The organism is Pseudomonas sp. TH07 (assembly GCF_016651285.1).
In the GTDB taxonomy this organism is placed as follows: domain Bacteria; phylum Pseudomonadota; class Gammaproteobacteria; order Pseudomonadales; family Pseudomonadaceae; genus Aquipseudomonas.
This window is the reverse complement of record NZ_JAEKED010000001.1, coordinates 2349195-2367342: the sequence shown is the minus strand read 5'-3', so window position 1 is coordinate 2367342 and position 18148 is coordinate 2349195. Positions and strand designations below refer to the sequence as shown.

Here is an 18148-nt window from a genome sequence, read left to right as displayed (position 1 = left end):
GCGCCACTATAAATGAAGCACAGCCCACAGCCTATGCGACCAGTCGGTCGCGAAATGAATCAGGTCGCATTGCAGATTATTGACGTACGACACTCATAGGATTGAAAAGAGGTGCTAGCATAGAGCCACCAGTCGACCTCAGCATGCAGCCTAACTAGTAGTCAGGATATGACCGAGCCAGAAGACCCCAGCCGTGAGCGCCTCAAGCACCACTTTGCCCAGCGGGTAATTCATCAGGCACGTCAGATTCTTGAGATATGGCAACGCCTGCAACGCAGCGAATGGTCCACCGCCGACATGTCCGAACTCAGTGAGGCCAACCTGCGCCTGCTGCGTTTCGCCGAACGTTTCGAACAACCCGAACACAGCCAATTGGCCCGCAGCATCAGCGATTCGCTGAGCGCCGTGGATGCCAATCGCGGACGCCTGAGCAGTGGCCTGATCACTGACCTCAACCGCTTGATGCAACGCCTGTCGCGCACCGGCCTGCGCCACGGCGACCAACTGGAACAAACCTTCCTGCCGCCCCTGCGCAAGCCGATCTACGTGATGCTGCAAGACCACGATCGCGCCGAACGCCTGGCCAAGCAGTTGGAGTTCTTCGGTCTCAGTGCCCAGTCCCTGGACAGCGTCGATGCGTTTCGCGCCTCCATGGTCGAGCGCCTGCCGGCGGCGATCGTCATCGACGTCGACTTCAGCGGCGCCGGCCAAGGCCTGAAACTGGCGGCCGAAGCCCAGGAAGGCCTGGAACACAAACTGCCGCTGCTGTTTTTCAGCCTCCACGAAACCGACACCCCGACCCGCCTCGCGGCGGTGCGTGCCGGTGGCCAGGAGTTCCTCACCGGAACCCTGGAAGCCTCGAGCCTGCTGGAGAAAATCGAAGTCCTGACCTGCGTCGCCCAGTACGAGCCCTATAAGGTGCTGATCATCGACGACTCGCGGGCCCAGGCCATGCACACCGAGCGCCTGCTCAACAGCGCCGGAATTGTCACCCGCACCCTGATCGAACCGATCCAGGCCATGGCCGAGCTGGCGGATTTCCAGCCGGACCTGATCATCCTCGACATGTACATGCCGGCCTGTACCGGCACCGAGCTGGCCAAGGTGATCCGCCATAACGACCGTTATGTCAGCGTGCCGATCATCTACCTGTCGGCCGAAGACGACCTGGACAAGCAACTCGACGCCATGAGCGAAGGCGGCGACGACTTCCTGACCAAGCCGATCAAGCCGCGCCACCTGATCACTACCGTGCGCAACCGCGCGGCACGGGCACGCAACCTCAAAGCACGGATGGTCCGCGACAGCCTGACCGGGCTGTACAACCACACCCATATCCTGCAACTGCTCGAAGACTGCAGCTTCCGCGCCCGCCGCGAAAGCAAGCCGCTGAGCTTTGCCATGCTCGATATCGACCACTTCAAGCGGGTCAATGACAGCCACGGCCACCCCATGGGCGACCGGGTGATCAAGAGCCTGGCGCTGTTTCTCAAGCAACGCCTGCGCAAGACCGACTTTATCGGCCGTTACGGCGGTGAAGAATTCGCCATCGTCATGCCCGACACCGACGTCGAATCGGCCTGCAAGGTGCTGGACGAAATCCGCCAGCGCTTCGCCGAAATCCACTACCCCGCACAGCCCCAGGACCTGTGGTGCACCTTCAGCGCCGGGGTGGTGGAACTGCGCGAAGATTCCGACAGCCTGATGATGGCCAGCCAGGCCGATGAAGCGCTCTACCGCGCCAAGAACAGCGGCCGCAACCGGGTCCAGGCAGCGCGACATCAAAGTGCTATCTTTTCCACCGAATCGGCCGATTCGGTCATAACCCTGTAACACAAACGCAATAAATTCAGGCGCTTACCATTCAAGTCGTTGGTAGAGCCCCGATGCGCCTGAAGCTGCTGACCAATCTCAATACCCTGTTACTCGTTGCCGTGTGCCTGGCCCTGGGCGCGACCCTGTGGTGGTCGCAGCGGGCCCTGGAGCGCCCCTATCTGCTGATGGAGCATTACCTGGGCCTGTCCCAGCAGTTCCAGAGCGACGTGGCGCGCAATATCGAGGACTACCTGGCCAGCGGCGACGCCCTGCGCCTGAGCAGCGCCAGCCAGGCCATCGAAACCCTGCAGAACGAGCTTGGCCAATTGCCCCCGGAGCTGGCGCAAAGCCTGCGCCCGAGCCTGGCCAGCCTCGACCAGTTCAGCAAGAGTGATCTGCTGGCCGCTGGCAAGCTGGCCGGCGACCCGCAGGCCCTGTTGCTGCAGGCCGAACGAGAGCTGGGGGCCAACCTTGAACAGCTCAGCCAATACGCCAGCAGCACCGACAGCGCCAACGCCCGTGCCTACCTGCCGCTGCTGCTGAGCGCCGCGCAGCACCTGGGCAAGCTGTCCCTGGCCCGAGACAAACTGGTGAGCAGCGGACGCAGCGAGCTGGCCGCCGATGTCGAGCGCGAGGTGAACAACATCCGCAGCCAGGCCGAGCGCCTGGAGGCCCTGCCGTTGCTGGGCGTGACCAGCAGCAGTGAATCCAACACCGATGACTTCGCCGCCCTGATGGGCCTGGACAACAGCGTGAAAGCCGTCGCCGAAGACACCGGCGTCGGCCTCAAGCGGGAACTCAACAGCCTGCTCACCCGCTACCCGGCCGAGTTGAACCGCACCCGCGAACAGATCCAGAAACGCGCCGACCTCAGCGCCGCCACCCACCTGAAAATCGCCACCGTGCAACAGGCCATCGCCGGGCTGGAGCCGGCGGTGCGCGCCCAGCACGGGCAGATCCAGGGCGAAGTGCGGCTGATGCAAGGCCTGATGATCGGCCTGATCCTATTGATCGCATTGGTGATCGACACCCTGCAACGCAAGCTGGCGCGGGTCCTGACCAACCTGGCCCCGGCGCTGTCGACCTGGGCCGAGGGCGACTTCAGCCAGGGCATCCACCTGGGCAAGACCAACCGTGAGTTGCATGCGATCGAGGAGTCATTGAATCGCCTGCGGGCCTATCTGGTGGACCTGGTGGGTACCATTCGCCAGAACGCCGAGCAGGTCGCCGGCAGCAGCCGAGCCCTGGCCGAGTTGAGCAGCGGCTTGCACAGCGGCGCGCAACGCCAGGCGGGTGATACCGCGCAGATCCGCGATGCCCTGGGCGAACTGGAAGCCACCATTCAGCAGGTAGCCGGCGATGCCAGCCAGGCCGCCGACGCCAGCCGCAGCGCCGGGCTCGCCGTGGAGCACGGGCAGAAAGTGATTGGCCTGAGCCTGACCGGGCTCCACGCACTGGTGGATGAAGTGCAAGGCAACGCACAGATGATCGAGCACCTGGCTGAAGAGTCGGCGACCATCGGCGGCGTACTGACGGTGATCCGCTCGATCGCCGACCAGACCAACCTGCTGGCCCTTAACGCGGCCATCGAAGCGGCTCGGGCCGGGGAAATGGGCCGTGGTTTTGCCGTGGTGGCCGAGGAAGTGCGCTCCCTGGCGCAACGTACCGCGGGCGCCACCGCCGAGATCCAGACCCTGATCGCCGGCCTGCAGACCGCCGCCCGGCAATCGGTGGAAGGCATGCGCGCCCAGGTCGAACACGCCGAAGCCACGGCCAATCAGGCCCAGGCCGCCGATGGCGCGCTGGACAAGATCGTCGGCGCGATCCAGACCATCTCCGATACCGCCGTGCGCATCGCCGACGTCACTGCCCAGCAAAGCGGCGCCGTCAGCGAGATCCGCGATCACAGCGAGCGCATCCACCAACTGGGCGGCGACAACCTGCTGCGCATCGGCGAAGGCCGCGAACAAGGCGCCACCCTGCTGACCCTGGGCGGTCAGTTGCACACCGCCGTGCAGGCCTTTCGCGTGTGACCCACCCCGTAGCCGCTGCCACCAGGCTGCGGCTCCTGGCACGCCACAGCGGCCATGAAGGCCGGCGTCCGTTATCATGCGCACACTTTCGATTCGCGAGATCGCCATGCGCCGCCTGCTCTGCCTGATGCTGCTAATGCTCGCCCTGCCGGCAACCGCCGCCGGGCTGCTGGATTCACGTCCCAGCTCGACCCTGGGCGCGGTCAATAACAGCGCCGACTTCCTGCCGGTACGCCAAGCCTTCCAATTGAGCCTGGTGCAGAGCACGCCCGAGTCGATCAAGCTGCGCTTCGTCGCCACCGAAGGTTATTACCTCTACCGCCACCGCTTTCAGTTCCGCAGCGAGCCGGCCGATATCGGCCTCGGCGCGGCGCAGTTGCCCGCAGGCGAGCAGAAACACGATGAGTACTTCGGCGATGTCGAGGTCTATCACGGCATTCTCGACGTCGAGCTGCCACGCACGGCCAACGACCCACGGGCCTTTACCCTGGCCGTCACCTACCAGGGCTGCGCCGACAAGGGCCTGTGTTATCCACCGGAAACCGAACGCCTGCAGATCGATCCGACGGGCAGCCCTGCAACACACTGGAGCTGGCGCGAACTGGCGGTGTTCCTGCTCGCCGGCATCGGGCTGACCTTTACCCCCTGTGTCCTGCCGATGCTGCCGATTCTGTCCGGGGTGGTGTTGCGTGGCCAGGTGGGTGGCTGGCGCGGTTTCACCCTCTCGGTGGCCTACGTGCTGCCGATGGCCGCCTGCTTTGCCCTGCTCGGCGCTCTGATGGGGATGTTCGGCGCACAACTGAACTTGCAGGCGCGCCTGCAATCGGCCTGGGTGCTGGGGCCTTTCGCGCTGTTCTTCGCGCTGTTCGCCCTGGCGATGTTCGACGTGTTCGAACTCAAGCTGCCGCGCTTTATCAGCAACCGCCTGGAACACATTGCCGGGCGTACCCAAGGCGGGTCGCTGTGGGGCGCAGCGGTTCTGGGAGTGGTTTCCAGCCTGCTGGTATCGCCCTGCGTATCCGCGCCACTGGCCGGCGCCCTGCTGTATATAAGCGCCAGCGGCGATGCCCTGGGCGGGGCATTGAAACTGTTCGCCCTGGGCCTGGGCATGGGCCTGCCGCTGGTAGTGGTGGCCACGGGCGGCGCGGCCTGGCTGCCGAAAAGCGGCTCATGGCTGATTTACGTGAAAAACGCGATTGGCGTGCTCCTGCTGGGCCTTGCCATCGGCCTGCTGAGCCGGGTATTGCCGGGGCAGATTACCTTGCTGCTGGTGGGCGCGCTGGCGGCGGGCGTCGGGCTGTTCCTCGGCGCGCTGGAGTTTATCTACAAGGCGCCCCGCCAGCGCCTGGCGCAATTGCTGGGTCTGTTCCTGCTGTTTTATGCACTGGCCTGCTGGTATGGCGCGCTCAGCGGTCAAACCGACCCGCTGCGCCCTCTTACCGGCGGCACGCCTGCGGTGGCCACCCAGGCGTCGAACGGCGCCTGGCAAACCATCGATACGCCGGCCGCGTTGGAGCAGGCACTGGCCGAGGCCAAGGCGGCGCGCCAGCCGCTGCTGCTCGACTGGTACGCCGACTGGTGCATCAGCTGCAAAGTCATCGAGCACCAGGTGCTGAACGACAGCCAGGTGGTCGACCGGCTCAAGGGCTATCGCCTGATCCGCTTCGACATGACCGCCAGCAATGCCGAGCAACGCGCCCTGCTCGATCGCTACCAATTGTTCGGGCCACCGGCCTTGCTGTTTTTTGGCAAAGATGGCGCCGAACGTGCAGAAGTCAGGGTGATTGGTGAAATCAACGCGGCGGACTTCGCCGAACGTGTCGCCAAAGCGAATGACCGGATTTAAACACCCAGTCACATATTTTGCGCAAACATCGGTCATCGTGCTGGCTATTGCAGAGAACTGGACAGTCATAAACGCTTTGCGGCATAGTCGCGCAGTTCTGGGCACTGCTCACTCTAATAACGGCGCGACAACAAGGAACAGCAGATGGCGACCCTACTGGTTCTGCACGGACCCAACCTGAACCTGCTCGGCACCCGTGAACCGGGCGTCTACGGTGCAGTGACCCTGGCCCAGATCAATCAAGACCTGGAACAGCGGGCCCGTGATGCCGGGCACCATTTGCTCTACCTGCAAAGCAACGCCGAGTATGAATTGATCGACCGGATCCATGCTGCCCGTGGTGAAGGCGTGGACTTCATTTTGATCAATCCAGCAGCTTTTACGCATACAAGCGTCGCATTACGTGACGCGCTGCTGGCGGTGAGCATCCCATTCATCGAAGTGCATTTGTCCAACGTGCACAAACGCGAACCATTCCGCCATCACTCCTACTTCTCCGACGTTGCGGTGGGAGTGATCTGCGGCCTTGGCGCCAGCGGTTACCGACTGGCCCTGGAGGCCGCACTAGAGCAGCTTGAACAACAAGCTAAACGCCCCTGACCGACCCTTGGGAGTTGATGATTCATGGATATCCGTAAAGTTAAGAAACTGATCGAACTGCTGGAAGAGTCCGGCATCGACGAGCTGGAGATCAAGGAAGGCGAAGAGTCCGTACGCATCAGCCGCCACAGCAAGACTCCAGCCCAGCAATACTACGCACCGGCTCCAATGGCCGCTCCGGTTGCCGCTCCAGCCGCTGCTCCGGCCGCTGCTGCGCCAGCCGCACCCGCAGCCCCAGTGCTGAACGGCACCGTTGCCCGTTCGCCAATGGTTGGCACTTTCTATCGCAAGTCTTCCCCGTCCTCGCCGTCCTTCGTTGAAGTTGGCCAGAGCGTGAAGAAAGGCGACACCCTGTGCATCGTTGAAGCCATGAAGATGATGAACCACATCGAAGCTGAAACCAGCGGTGTGATCGAGTCCATCCTCGTCGAAGACGGCCAGCCGGTTGAGTACGACCAACCGCTGTTCACCATCGTTTGAGCCGCGGAGTGCCTTTGATGCCGACCCCTGCGAAGTTGGAAAAAGTCCTGATTGCCAACCGCGGTGAAATTGCACTGCGGATCCTGCGCGCTTGCAAGGAAATGGGAATCAAGACCGTCGCCGTTTACTCCAAGGCGGACAAAGAGCTGATGCACCTGGGCCTGGCAGACGAATCCGTCTGCATCGGTCCGGCGCAAGCTGCACAGTCTTACCTGCACATCCCGGCCATCATCGCGGCAGCAGAAGTCACCGGCGCCACGGCGATTCACCCAGGCTACGGTTTCCTCGCGGAAAACGCCGACTTCGCCGAACAGGTGGAAAACTCCGGCTTCGCCTTCATCGGCCCGAAAGCTGAAACCATCCGCCTGATGGGCGACAAGGTTTCGGCCAAGCACGCCATGATCGCTGCCGGCGTACCGACCGTTCCAGGCTCCGACGGCCCACTGCCCGAAGACGAAGAAACCGCGTTGCGCATCGGCCGTGAAGTCGGCTACCCGGTGATCATCAAGGCCGCTGGCGGCGGCGGTGGTCGCGGCATGCGTGTGGTGCACAAAGAAGAAGACCTGATCTCCTCGGCCAAGCTGACTCGCTCCGAAGCGGGCGCAGCGTTCGGCAACCCGATGGTCTATCTGGAAAAATTCCTGACCAACCCACGTCACGTGGAAGTCCAGGTGCTTTCCGATGGCCAGGGCCACGCCATCCACCTGGGCGACCGCGATTGCTCGCTGCAACGTCGTCACCAGAAGGTTCTCGAAGAAGCACCGGCACCGGGCATCGACGAGAAAGCGCGCCAGGAAGTCTTCGCCCGCTGCGTCAAGGCGTGCATCGACATCGGCTACCGTGGTGCCGGCACGTTCGAGTTCCTCTACGAGAACGGCAGCTTCTACTTCATCGAGATGAACACTCGTGTCCAGGTAGAGCACCCGGTATCGGAAATGGTCACCGGCATCGACATCGTCAAGGAGATGCTGAGCATCGCCGCCGGCAACAAGCTGTCGTTCACCCAGGATGACGTGGTCATCCGCGGTCACGCGCTGGAATGCCGGATCAACGCCGAAGACCCGAAAACCTTTATGCCAAGCCCAGGCACGGTCAAGCATTTCCATGCTCCGGGCGGCAATGGCGTACGTGTCGATTCGCACCTGTACAGCGGTTATGCGGTTCCACCGAACTACGATTCGTTGATCGGCAAGCTGATCACTTACGGGGCGACCCGTGACGAAGCCATGGCGCGCATGCGCAATGCGCTGGACGAAATCGTCGTCGACGGGATCAAGACCAACATCCCGCTGCACCGCGACCTGACCCGTGACGAAGGCTTCTGCAAAGGGGGAGTGAACATTCACTACCTGGAGCACAAGCTGGCCGAGCAACACTGATCGGCACACGCCACACCGACAAAGCCGCTTTCGAGCGGCTTTGTTGTTTCTGAAACACAGGCATGACCTCCGCCGCCGTGGCGAAGGGCACGCTCCGTCGCCACCGGGATATCCTGTGCAACCCGGTCCTGGCTCGCGTAAACTTGCGCGCTTCTCGCGGCCCGCTAGGCTGCACAACACATATTTTCAAAGGTGCCCGCCATGCCTTGGCTGCAAGTCCGTCTCGCCATCAGCCCAGAACAAGCCGAAACCTATGAAGACGCTTTTCTTGAAGTCGGTGCCGTCTCGGTCACCTTCATGGACGCCGAGGATCAGCCGATCTTCGAACCCGAACTCAACACCACCCCGCTGTGGTCCCACACCCACCTGCTGGCCCTGTTCGAAGACGGCGCCGATCCGGCCAGCGTACTGGCCCACCTCGAGCTGCTGACCGGCAGCCCGCTGCCCGAGCACCACAGCGAAGTGATCGAGGACCAGGATTGGGAGCGCAGCTGGATGGACAATTTCCAGCCCATGCGTTTCGGCCAGCGCCTGTGGATCGTCCCGAGCTGGCACGCCGCGCCGGAGCCGGACGCGGTCAACCTGTTGCTGGACCCGGGCCTGGCGTTCGGCACCGGCACCCACCCGACCACCGCACTGTGCCTGGAATGGCTGGATGGCCAGGACCTCAAGGACTGCAACGTGCTCGACTTCGGCTGCGGCTCGGGGATCCTGGCCATCGCCGCCCTGCTGCTGGGCGCCAAGGAAGCCGTCGGCACCGACATCGACGTCCAGGCCCTGGAAGCCTCCCGCGATAACGCCGGGCGCAACAATATCGCCGAAGCGCTGTTCCCGCTGTACTTGCCGCAGGATCTGCCCCAGGTCCAGGCCGATGTACTGGTGGCCAATATCCTCGCCGGCCCCCTGGTCTCCCTGGCCCCGCAGCTGTCGAGCCTGGTCAAGCCCGGCGGTCGCCTGGCACTGTCGGGGATCCTGGCGGAACAGGGCGAAGAAGTCGCCGCGGCCTATGCCCAGGACTTCGACCTGGACCCCATCGCCAATCGCGATGGCTGGGTGCGCATCAGCGGCCGTCGGCGCTAGAATGGCCGCCTGCATAATCCGGATGGCCGCATGACCGACAGTTTTGTCACCCAGTGCCCGCATTGCCAGACCAGCTTCCGCGTCAGCCACGCCCAGTTGAGCGTGGCCCGTGGCGTGGTGCGCTGCGGCTCGTGCCTGCAGGTGTTCAACGCGGCGCGCCAACTGCTGGAACAACGCGCCAACCGGGACGCCGCGGCCACTCCGGCACCGGCGGCGCCCGTCGCCCCTCCCGCGCAGCGCGCCATCAGCCAGAAGCAATGGTCGGCCAGCGAACTCGACCTGGATCACCTGGACCTCGATGAGGAACTGGCCAAACTCGAACAACGGGAAATCCAGCCCGCCAAGGCCTTCGGCCAGGACCGCGGCCACCGCGAAGAGTCGCTGAGCGCCCGCCGCGATCAACCGGACGCCGAAGACGAACACTGGCCCGACAGCCTGTTCAGCGCCACCGCCGGCGAGCGCGACGAGCTCGATACCAGCAGCAAGGCGCAAGAGCACCCGGCCCCGACCGCCGAGCCGCAGAAACCCGGACGCACCGAGCCTTCGCTGTCATTCAACTTGGCCGACCTCGAAGACGAACCCAACACACGCCACATCGAGCACGACAACGACCTCGAACCAGCTGCGCATCCAACCGCGCCGATCGCCGCCGAGCGCGACGAGGACGACGTCGAGGTGCCCGTCAACGGCAAGCAAAAGCGCGGCCGCAGCGAGCCCGGCGTCCAGGACGACGTGCTGCTGGACCTGGTCGACGACCCGATTCACCTCGACTGGCAAAAGCGTCGCTCGCCCTGGGGCCGGCGCCTGCTGTGGAGCCTGTTGATCCTGCTGGCCACCGCGGCCCTGGCCGGGCAGTACATTGCCTATCACTTCGACGAACTGGCGCGTCAGGACCAGTACCGCCCCTGGTTCCAGCAACTGTGCCCGGAAATGGGCTGCACCGTGCCGTCCAAGGTCGATATCGCCCGAATCAAGAGCAGCAACCTGGTGGTCCGCAGCCATCCGGATTTCAGCGGCGCGCTGGTGGTGGACGCCATCATCTATAACCGCGCGCCGTTCTCCCAGCCGTTCCCCCTGCTGGAACTGCGCTTCGCCGACCTCAATGGGCAACTGATCGCCAGTCGACGCTTCAAGCCCGGCGAGTACCTCAACGGCGAGCTCGAAGGCCTGTCGGAAATGCCACCGCAGACGCCAATCCACATCGCCCTGGACATTCTTGATCCGGGCCCCAAGGCCGTGAACTACAGTCTGAGCTTCCACTCTCCCGAGTGATCCGGTCACTGGCCGCACAGGCGGCACACTTTTGACGGCAGTTTTCCGATAGCCCAGGCCGACCAAACCGCTGGCGATAAAGGAATAACTGTTCAGATTTTATCCAATTCAGCCTTTAACCAGTCATCGAGAGCGGGTATCATGCCAACCCTTTTTCGAACTCTCATGATCCGGCCCCACAACAGGGAAGTCCTATGTCGGCGGTACGCATCGGCCCATATACATTGCACAACGGCTTGATTCTCGCCCCCATGGCGGGTGTCACCGACCAGCCCTTTCGTCAGCTTTGCAAGCGTTTGGGCGCAGGGCTTGTAGTCTCGGAAATGGTCACCAGCGACATGAGTTTGTGGAACACCCGCAAATCGCGGATGCGCATGATTCACGAAGGTGATCCCGAGCCGCGCTCGGTACAGATCGCCGGTGGTGATGCGCAGATGCTGGCGGATGCAGCCCGGGCCAACGTCGAGCTGGGCGCACAGATTATTGATATCAACATGGGCTGTCCGGCCAAGAAGGTCTGCAACAAGGCCGCCGGTTCCGCACTGTTGAAAGATGAAGAGCTGGTGACCGAGATCCTGCAGGCCGTGGTGGCTGCGGTCGATGTGCCGGTCACCCTGAAGATCCGCACCGGCTGGGACCGGGCGAACAAGAACGGCCTGACGGTGGCGAAGATCGCCGAACAGGCAGGCATTACGGCTTTGGCGGTCCATGGGCGGACCCGCGCCGACCTGTACACCGGTGAAGCCGAGTACGACACCATTGCCGCGATCAAGCAGGCGGTGTCGATTCCGGTCTTCGCCAACGGCGATATCGACTCACCCGAAAAGGCCCGGCAGGTGTTGCATGCCACCGGAGCCGACGGGCTGTTGATCGGCCGGGCCGCCCAGGGGCGGCCATGGATTTTTCGTGAAATCGAGCACTTTCTGCGTACCGGCGAAATTCTTCCGGCACCGGAGCTGTTTGAAGTGGAACGTATTCTGCTAGAGCACCTGGCCGCGCTGCATGCCTTCTATGGAGATGTCATGGGCGTACGCATTGCTCGAAAGCATGTCGGCTGGTATCTCGCAACCCTGCCGGGCGCCAGGGAGTTTCGCGCCCACTTCAATCGTTTGGAAGATACGGAAGCACAGTGCGCCAACGTTCGTGAGTTCTTTGCCGAGCGTTACAAGAGCCTGGTGACAGGGGACGGAGAAGGGGTGGCCGCATGACGATGATGACCGAGACTTTAGTGAGTGGAACAACACCCGTGAGCGACAACGTGAATTTGAAACAGCACCTCAATACGCCGAGCGAAGAAGGCCAGACCCTTCGCGGGAGTGTCGAAAAGGCGCTGCACAATTATTTCGCCCACCTTGAGGGCGCTGCCGTCACGGACGTGTACAACCTGGTGCTCTCCGAAGTCGAGGCCCCGTTGCTCGAAAGCGTGATGAACTACGTCAAGGGCAATCAGACCAAGGCCAGCGAGCTGCTGGGCTTGAACCGCGGCACCCTGCGCAAGAAGCTCAAACAATACGATTTGCTGTAAGCATTCAATCAAACCAGAAAGGCGCCCGCGTAAAACCGGTCGCCTTTTTTGCTGACTCCTTTGCTTTTGATGGAAATTGAGATGACCGACCAGACCACCCGCCTGCCGATCCGCCGCGCCTTGATCAGTGTTTCCGACAAGACCGGGATCCTCGAATTCGCCAAGGAGCTGGAAGCCCTGGGCGTCGAGATCCTCTCCACCGGCGGGACCTTCAAGCTGCTGCGCGACAACGGCGTGGCCGCAGTGGAAGTCGCGGATTACACCGGCTTCGCGGAAATGATGGACGGTCGGGTCAAGACCCTGCACCCGAAAATCCACGGCGGCATCCTCGGCCGTCGCGGCATCGACGACGCCATCATGAGCGAACACGGGATCAAGCCGATCGACCTGGTCGCGGTCAACCTCTACCCGTTCGAAGCCACCATCAACAAGCCAGGCTGCGACCTGCCGACGGCCATCGAGAACATCGATATCGGCGGCCCGACCATGGTTCGCTCGGCGGCCAAGAACCACAAAGACGTGGCCATCGTGGTCAACGCCAGCGATTACGCCAGTGTCCTGGAAGGCCTGAAAGCCGGGGGTCTGACCTACGCCCAGCGTTTCGACCTGATGCTCAAGGCCTTCGAACACACCGCCGCCTACGACGGCATGATTGCCAACTACATGGGCACCGTGAACCAGGCGGCTGAAACCCTGTCGACTTCCGGCCGCAGCCAGTTCCCGCGGACCTTCAACAGCCAGTTCGTCAAGGCCCAGGAAATGCGCTACGGCGAGAACCCGCACCAGAGCGCGGCGTTCTACGTGGAAGCCAAGCCTGCCGAAGTCGGCATCGCCACCGCCACCCAGCTGCAAGGCAAAGAGCTGTCGTACAACAACGTGGCCGACACCGACGCCGCGCTGGAATGCGTGAAGAGCTTCGTCAAGCCGGCCTGCGTCATCGTCAAGCACGCCAACCCGTGCGGCGTGGCCGTGAGCCCGGACGCCGAAGGCGGCATTCGCCAGGCCTACGAACTGGCCTACGCCACCGATACCGAATCGGCCTTCGGCGGCATCATTGCCTTCAACCGTGAGTTGGACGCCGAGACCGCCAAGGCCATCGTCGAGCGTCAGTTCGTCGAAGTGATCATCGCCCCGAGCGTCAGCGAAGAAGCCCGCGCCATCGTCGCTGCCAAAGCCAACGTGCGCCTGCTGGCCTGCGGCGAATGGTCGGCTGAACGTGCCGCTGCCTGGGACTACAAGCGCGTCAATGGCGGCCTGCTGGTACAGAGCCGCGACATCGGCATGATCGGCAGCCAGGACCTGAAGGTGGTGACCAAGCGCGCCCCGACCGAACAGGAAATCAACGACCTGATCTTCGCCTGGAAAGTGGCCAAGTACGTTAAATCCAACGCCATCGTCTACGCCAAGAACCGCCAGACCATCGGTGTCGGCGCCGGCCAGATGAGCCGCGTGAACTCGGCGCGCATCGCCGCGATCAAGGCTGAGCACGCCGGTTTGCAGGTCGCGGGTTCGGTGATGGCTTCCGACGCGTTCTTCCCGTTCCGCGACGGCCTGGACAACGCAGCCAAGGTCGGCATCACCGCCGTGATCCAGCCAGGCGGTTCGATGCGCGACAGCGAAGTGATTGCCGCAGCCGACGAAGCCGGCATTGCCATGGTATTCACCGGCATGCGCCACTTCCGTCACTGATACGACAACGGTCGCACTGACACCGGCATCTGCTGCGTTGGAGCCCACCCCGATGATGCTCGTTGCCAACAGGCAACTCCGCTCATCGAGGTGGGCTCCGCCTTGCATCTAGCGGTGTCATTGCAGCCTCCTACGGCGTGAAGCGCTTTAGGTTCTAAAACAGAATTAGCGTCATCCGAGGTTTTTGAAATGAATGTACTGATCATCGGTAGCGGCGGTCGTGAACACGCCCTGGCCTGGAAAGTCGCTCAGGACCCACGCGTCCAGAAAGTATTCGTGGCACCGGGCAACGCCGGCACCGCCATTGAAGCCAAGTGCGAGAACGTCGCCATCGACGTGCTGGCCCTGGAGCAGTTGGCCGATTTCGCTGAGAAGAATGTGTCCCTGACCATCGTCGGCCCGGAAGTGCCGCTGGTGGCCGGTGTGGTCGACCTGTTCCGCAGCCGTGGCCTGGATTGCTTCGGCCCGACCGCCGGTGCCGCGCAGCTCGAAGGTTCGAAAGCCTTCACCAAGGACTTCCTGGCCCGCCACAAGATCCCGACTGCCGACTACCAGAACTTCACCGAGATCGAGCCGGCCCTGGCTTATCTGCGTGAAAAAGGCGCACCGATCGTGATCAAGGCCGACGGCCTGGCCGCCGGTAAAGGCGTGATCGTCGCCATGACCCTGGGCGAAGCCGAAGACGCGGTACGCGACATGCTGGCCGGCAATGCCTTCGGCGAAGCCGGTTCGCGGGTGGTGATCGAAGAATTCCTCGACGGCGAGGAAGCCAGCTTCATCGTCATGGTCGACGGCAAGAACGTGCTGCCCATGGCCACCAGCCAGGACCACAAGCGCGTCGGCGACGCCGACACCGGGCCGAACACCGGCGGCATGGGTGCCTACTCCCCGGCGCCAGTGGTCACGGCCCAAGTGCACCAGCGGGTGATGGACCTGGTGATCTGGCCGACCGTGCGCGGCATGGCCGACGAAGGCAACGTCTACACCGGCTTCCTGTACGCCGGCTTGATGATCGACAAGGCCGGCAATCCGAAAGTCATCGAGTTCAACTGCCGCTTCGGCGACCCGGAAACCCAACCGGTGATGCTGCGTCTGCAGTCGAGCCTGGTGTTGCTGGTGGAAGCCGCCCTGGCCCAGGCCCTGGACAAGGTCGAAGCTCAATGGGATCCACGTCCGAGCGTGGGCATCGTGCTCGCGGCCGGTGGCTACCCGGGTGACTACGCCAAAGGCGCAGCCATCACCGGCCTGGACGCCGCCGCCAGCCTGGAAGGCAAAGTGTTCCACGCCGGTACTGCGCTCAAGGACGGCCAGGTGGTGACCGCCGGCGGTCGCGTGCTGTGCGCCACGGCCCTGGGCAACAGTGTCGACGCCGCCCAGCAACAAGCGTACAAACTGGCCGCCAAGATCGACTGGCCAGGCTGCTTCTACCGCAAGGACATCGGCTACCGTGCCATTGCCCGCGAGCGTGGCGAAGAACAGCAATAAGGCGGCCCTATCGCTCGGCAAGGGTCCCTGCCCTTGCCGTAGCGGCGTGCCCCCGCGCATAGTTACAACCTGGCATCAACCTACGAAGGGATTTCGCCGTGCGCTGGCTCAGGATTGCCACAGGCTTCATCGCTACACTGCTGACCCTGCTCTGCTTGAACACGGCCCTGGCCGCTCAAGGCAGTGGCTGGGCGGTATTGCTCGATGAACAGGCCAGCTTGCAGCTCAGTGACATCCGCTCCCAACGCTACGCCACGCAATTCAGCCCGATCGAACTCGACAAGCTGACCGCTGCCGAACCCGACGGCGCGCTCTGGGTACGCTTCAAACTGCATCCCGATCAGCACGAACAACTGCTGCGCATCTTCGCTCCCGACCTGTCGCAGCTGAATCTGTATGTGTTCGACGGCGACCGCCTGATCGAGCAAGTGAACACCGGCACCCATCAGCCCCAGACCGAAAAAACCCTGCCCAGCAACGACTTCATGTTGCCGTTGCCGCAGAACGAGAAAACCCTCGACGTCTACCTGCGCCTGGTTTCCGACCATCAATTGCGCCCCTACATCACCCTGCAAACGGCAGTCATGGCCGCGGCCAACCAGAGCCAGACCCTGATCTACGGCGTCCTGTTCGGCTGCATGGCGATGCTGATCCTGCATAACCTCACCCGTTATGCCTACACCCGCTCCCGCAGCAGCCTGTGGCTCGCCGCCTGTGAGGTACTGCTGTCCCTGAGCCTGCTGATGCTGCTGAACCTGGCCGGCCCCTGGTTGCCGAACTGGCAGGCGCTGCAAACCCCGGGGGCTTACCTGGCGCTGCTGCTGACCGCCCCCTGCGGGCTGATGTTCGCCTACCGCTACTTCGCCCCACTGGGCCCGCACCCGCTGAACAAGCTGCTGCTGGGCGACATTCTGCTGATTATCCTCTGCGGGCTGCTGCTGTTGTTCGTCAACACCCTGCCGCTGAACATCATCACCTACGCCCTGGTGGCGCTGGCCGGCCTGAGCATGTTGCTGGTGGGCGGTTACCACTGGCACAAGGGCTACCGCCCGGCGCGGCTGTTCGTCGCGGCCATGGTGATCTTCAACCTCGGCACCCTGGTGATTCTCCCGGCCCTGCTCGGCCTGACCCTGGTGGCGCCACAGGGTTTGATCATCACCCTGCTCAGCGTGATCTGCATCAGCGGCCTGTTGATGAGCGTCGCCCTCGGCGAGCGCCAGCGCAGCATCACCGAGAACCGCTTCAGCGTCAGCCGCGACCTGGCCGCGAGCAATGCCGAGGTCAACGCCAAGGCCGAGTTCCTGGCCAAGATCAGCCATGAAATCCGCACCCCCATGAACGGTGTGCTGGGCATGACCGAGCTGCTGCTGGGCACGCCGTTGTCGGTCAAGCAGCGCGACTACGTGCAGACCATCCACAGCGCCGGCAACGAGCTGCTGACCCTGATCAACGAGATCCTCGACATCACCAAGCTGGAGTCCGGGCAGATCGAGCTGGACGACGTGCAGTTCGACCTCAATGCGCTGATCGAAGACTGCCTGAGCATCTTCCGCGCCAAGGCCGAACAGCAGAATGTCGAGCTGATCAGTTTTATCCAGCCGCAAGTGCCACGGGTGATCAGCGGTGACCCGACCCGCCTGCGCCAGGCCCTGCTCAGCCTGCTGGAAAACGCCCTGAAGAAAACCGACGAAGGCGAAGTGCTGATCGTGGTCGCCCTCGATGAGCGCAGCAGCAAGCCGCGCCTGCGCATCGCCGTGCAGGACAGCGGCCAGCCGATGGACGCCGAAGAGCGCGACGCCCTGCTGCACTCGGAACTGCACAGCAAGAACTTCCTCGCCGCGACCCGCCTGGGGGGCAACCTGGGGCTGGTGATCGCGCGGCAACTGGTGCTGCTGATGCACGGCGAATTCGGCATCAAGAGCAGCGCCAACCAGGGCAGCACCCTGTGGCTGACCCTGCCCCTGGACCCGGAACGCCTGGAACACCCGACCTCGGACCTCGACGGCCCGCTGCAAGGCGCGCGGGTGCTGGTGGTGGACGACAACGACACCTGCCGCAAAGTCCTGGTGCAGCAATGCAGCGCCTGGGGCCTGAACGTCAGTGCCGTGCCGTCGGGCAAGGAAGCCCTGGCCCTGCTGCGAACCAAGGCCCACCTGCGCGATTACTTCGATGTGGTCCTGCTCGACCAGAACATGCCAGGCATGACCGGCATGCAATTGGCGGCCAAGATCAAGGAAGACCCGAGCCTGAACCACGACATCCTGCTGATCATGCTCACCGGCATCAGCAACGCGCCAAGCAAGGTCATCGCACGCAATGCCGGGATCAAGCGCATCCTCGCCAAACCGGTGGCCGGCTACACCCTCAAGACCACCCTGGCCGACGAGCTGACCCAGCGCAACAAAGGCCTGGTTACCCCGCACTACCTGCCGGGCAACACCACGGCGCCAGCCGCGACGCCCATCACCGTGCCCAGCGACTTCCGCATCCTGGTGGCCGAAGACAACAGCATCTCGACCAAGGTCATCCGCGGCATGCTGGGCAAGCTCAACCTGCAGCCGGACACCGCCAGCAATGGCGAAGAAGCCCTGCAGGCGATGAAAGCCCAGCGCTACGACCTGGTGTTGATGGATTGCGAGATGCCGGTCCTCGACGGTTTCTCGGCCACCCAGCAACTGCGTGCCTGGGAAGTCGGCAACCAACGGGTACGCACCCCGGTGGTGGCCCTCACGGCGCACATCCTTGCCGAACACAAGGAACGCGCGCGCCAGGCCGGCATGGATGGGCACATGGCCAAGCCGGTGGAGCTCTCGCAATTGCGCGAACTGATCGAGCACTGGGTCGCCCAGCGCGACCAGCACAATCGCAGCGCCGAGCCTGCCAGCTGAGCCGACAGACTGCGCGGCGCCTGTTAAACTCGCGCTCGCCCTCCTTCGCTGCGAGC

Annotated in this window: 13 protein-coding genes; all 13 read left to right on the top strand. The window is 63.3% G+C overall.

What is annotated here, in order from left to right:
* The first annotated feature begins 168 nt into the window (after positions 1–168).
* Complete coding sequence (locus JFU57_RS11050) at positions 169–1833, top strand: response regulator (protein WP_078469635.1); 1665 nt, start codon at positions 169–171, stop codon at positions 1831–1833.
* Between the two features lie 53 nt (positions 1834–1886).
* A complete protein-coding gene (locus tag JFU57_RS11045; protein WP_078469634.1) occupies positions 1887–3848 on the top strand; it encodes a methyl-accepting chemotaxis protein in 1962 nt (653 codons plus the stop codon).
* 106 nt (positions 3849–3954) lie between these two features.
* Complete coding sequence (locus JFU57_RS11040) at positions 3955–5694, top strand: protein-disulfide reductase DsbD (RefSeq protein ID WP_201132097.1); 1740 nt, start codon at positions 3955–3957, stop codon at positions 5692–5694.
* Between the two features lie 144 nt (positions 5695–5838).
* A complete protein-coding gene (aroQ, locus tag JFU57_RS11035) occupies positions 5839–6294 on the top strand; it encodes a type II 3-dehydroquinate dehydratase (protein WP_020299154.1) in 456 nt (151 codons plus the stop codon).
* A gap of 24 nt (positions 6295–6318) precedes the next feature.
* Positions 6319–6774, top strand: a complete 456-nt coding sequence (gene accB / locus JFU57_RS11030; protein ID WP_201129264.1) for an acetyl-CoA carboxylase biotin carboxyl carrier protein — start codon at positions 6319–6321, stop codon at positions 6772–6774.
* A 17-nt stretch (positions 6775–6791) separates the two neighbouring features.
* Positions 6792–8153 (top strand): acetyl-CoA carboxylase biotin carboxylase subunit, encoded by a 1362-nt coding sequence (accC, locus tag JFU57_RS11025; protein ID WP_020299152.1) that lies wholly within the window; start codon positions 6792–6794, stop codon positions 8151–8153.
* 201 nt (positions 8154–8354) lie between these two features.
* A complete protein-coding gene (gene prmA, locus JFU57_RS11020) occupies positions 8355–9233 on the top strand; it encodes a 50S ribosomal protein L11 methyltransferase (RefSeq protein WP_078469632.1) in 879 nt (292 codons plus the stop codon).
* Positions 9234–9263: 30 nt separating this feature from the next.
* Positions 9264–10505 (top strand): DUF3426 domain-containing protein, encoded by a 1242-nt coding sequence (locus JFU57_RS11015; RefSeq protein ID WP_201129262.1) that lies wholly within the window; start codon positions 9264–9266, stop codon positions 10503–10505.
* 194 nt (positions 10506–10699) lie between these two features.
* The gene (gene dusB, locus JFU57_RS11010) at positions 10700–11713 is read left to right on the top strand and encodes a tRNA dihydrouridine synthase DusB (RefSeq protein ID WP_020299149.1); all 1014 of its coding nucleotides are present in this window, start codon (positions 10700–10702) and stop codon (positions 11711–11713) included.
* A complete protein-coding gene (fis, locus tag JFU57_RS11005) occupies positions 11710–12030 on the top strand; it encodes a DNA-binding transcriptional regulator Fis (protein ID WP_003186237.1) in 321 nt (106 codons plus the stop codon). The genes dusB and fis overlap by 4 nt, the downstream gene beginning before the upstream one ends.
* 81 nt (positions 12031–12111) lie before the next feature.
* A complete protein-coding gene (purH, locus tag JFU57_RS11000; protein WP_201129260.1) occupies positions 12112–13719 on the top strand; it encodes a bifunctional phosphoribosylaminoimidazolecarboxamide formyltransferase/IMP cyclohydrolase in 1608 nt (535 codons plus the stop codon).
* Between the two features lie 189 nt (positions 13720–13908).
* Positions 13909–15204, top strand: coding sequence for a phosphoribosylamine--glycine ligase (gene purD, locus JFU57_RS10995; protein ID WP_078469629.1), 1296 nt, complete (start codon positions 13909–13911; stop codon positions 15202–15204).
* 98 nt (positions 15205–15302) lie between these two features.
* Positions 15303–18092, top strand: coding sequence for a response regulator (locus tag JFU57_RS10990; RefSeq protein WP_201129259.1), 2790 nt, complete (start codon positions 15303–15305; stop codon positions 18090–18092).
* Positions 18093–18148: the final 56 nt, after the last annotated feature.

Bases quoted from the DNA above. Each gene is read 5' to 3' on its own strand.
- JFU57_RS11015 (WP_201129262.1), top strand. From the start codon at position 9,264: ATGACCGACAGTTTTGTCACCCAGTGCCCGCATTGCCAGACCAGCTTC.
- purD (WP_078469629.1), top strand. From the start codon at position 13,909: ATGAATGTACTGATCATCGGTAGCGGCGGTCGTGAACACGCCCTGGCC.
- JFU57_RS11045 (WP_078469634.1), top strand. From the start codon at position 1,887: ATGCGCCTGAAGCTGCTGACCAATCTCAATACCCTGTTACTCGTTGCC.
- fis (WP_003186237.1), top strand. From the start codon at position 11,710: ATGACGATGATGACCGAGACTTTAGTGAGTGGAACAACACCCGTGAGC.
- accB (WP_201129264.1), top strand. From the start codon at position 6,319: ATGGATATCCGTAAAGTTAAGAAACTGATCGAACTGCTGGAAGAGTCC.
- purH (WP_201129260.1), top strand. From the start codon at position 12,112: ATGACCGACCAGACCACCCGCCTGCCGATCCGCCGCGCCTTGATCAGT.
- prmA (WP_078469632.1), top strand. From the start codon at position 8,355: ATGCCTTGGCTGCAAGTCCGTCTCGCCATCAGCCCAGAACAAGCCGAA.
- aroQ (WP_020299154.1), top strand. From the start codon at position 5,839: ATGGCGACCCTACTGGTTCTGCACGGACCCAACCTGAACCTGCTCGGC.
- dusB (WP_020299149.1), top strand. From the start codon at position 10,700: ATGTCGGCGGTACGCATCGGCCCATATACATTGCACAACGGCTTGATT.
- JFU57_RS11040 (WP_201132097.1), top strand. From the start codon at position 3,955: ATGCGCCGCCTGCTCTGCCTGATGCTGCTAATGCTCGCCCTGCCGGCA.
- JFU57_RS11050 (WP_078469635.1), top strand. From the start codon at position 169: ATGACCGAGCCAGAAGACCCCAGCCGTGAGCGCCTCAAGCACCACTTT.
- accC (WP_020299152.1), top strand. From the start codon at position 6,792: ATGCCGACCCCTGCGAAGTTGGAAAAAGTCCTGATTGCCAACCGCGGT.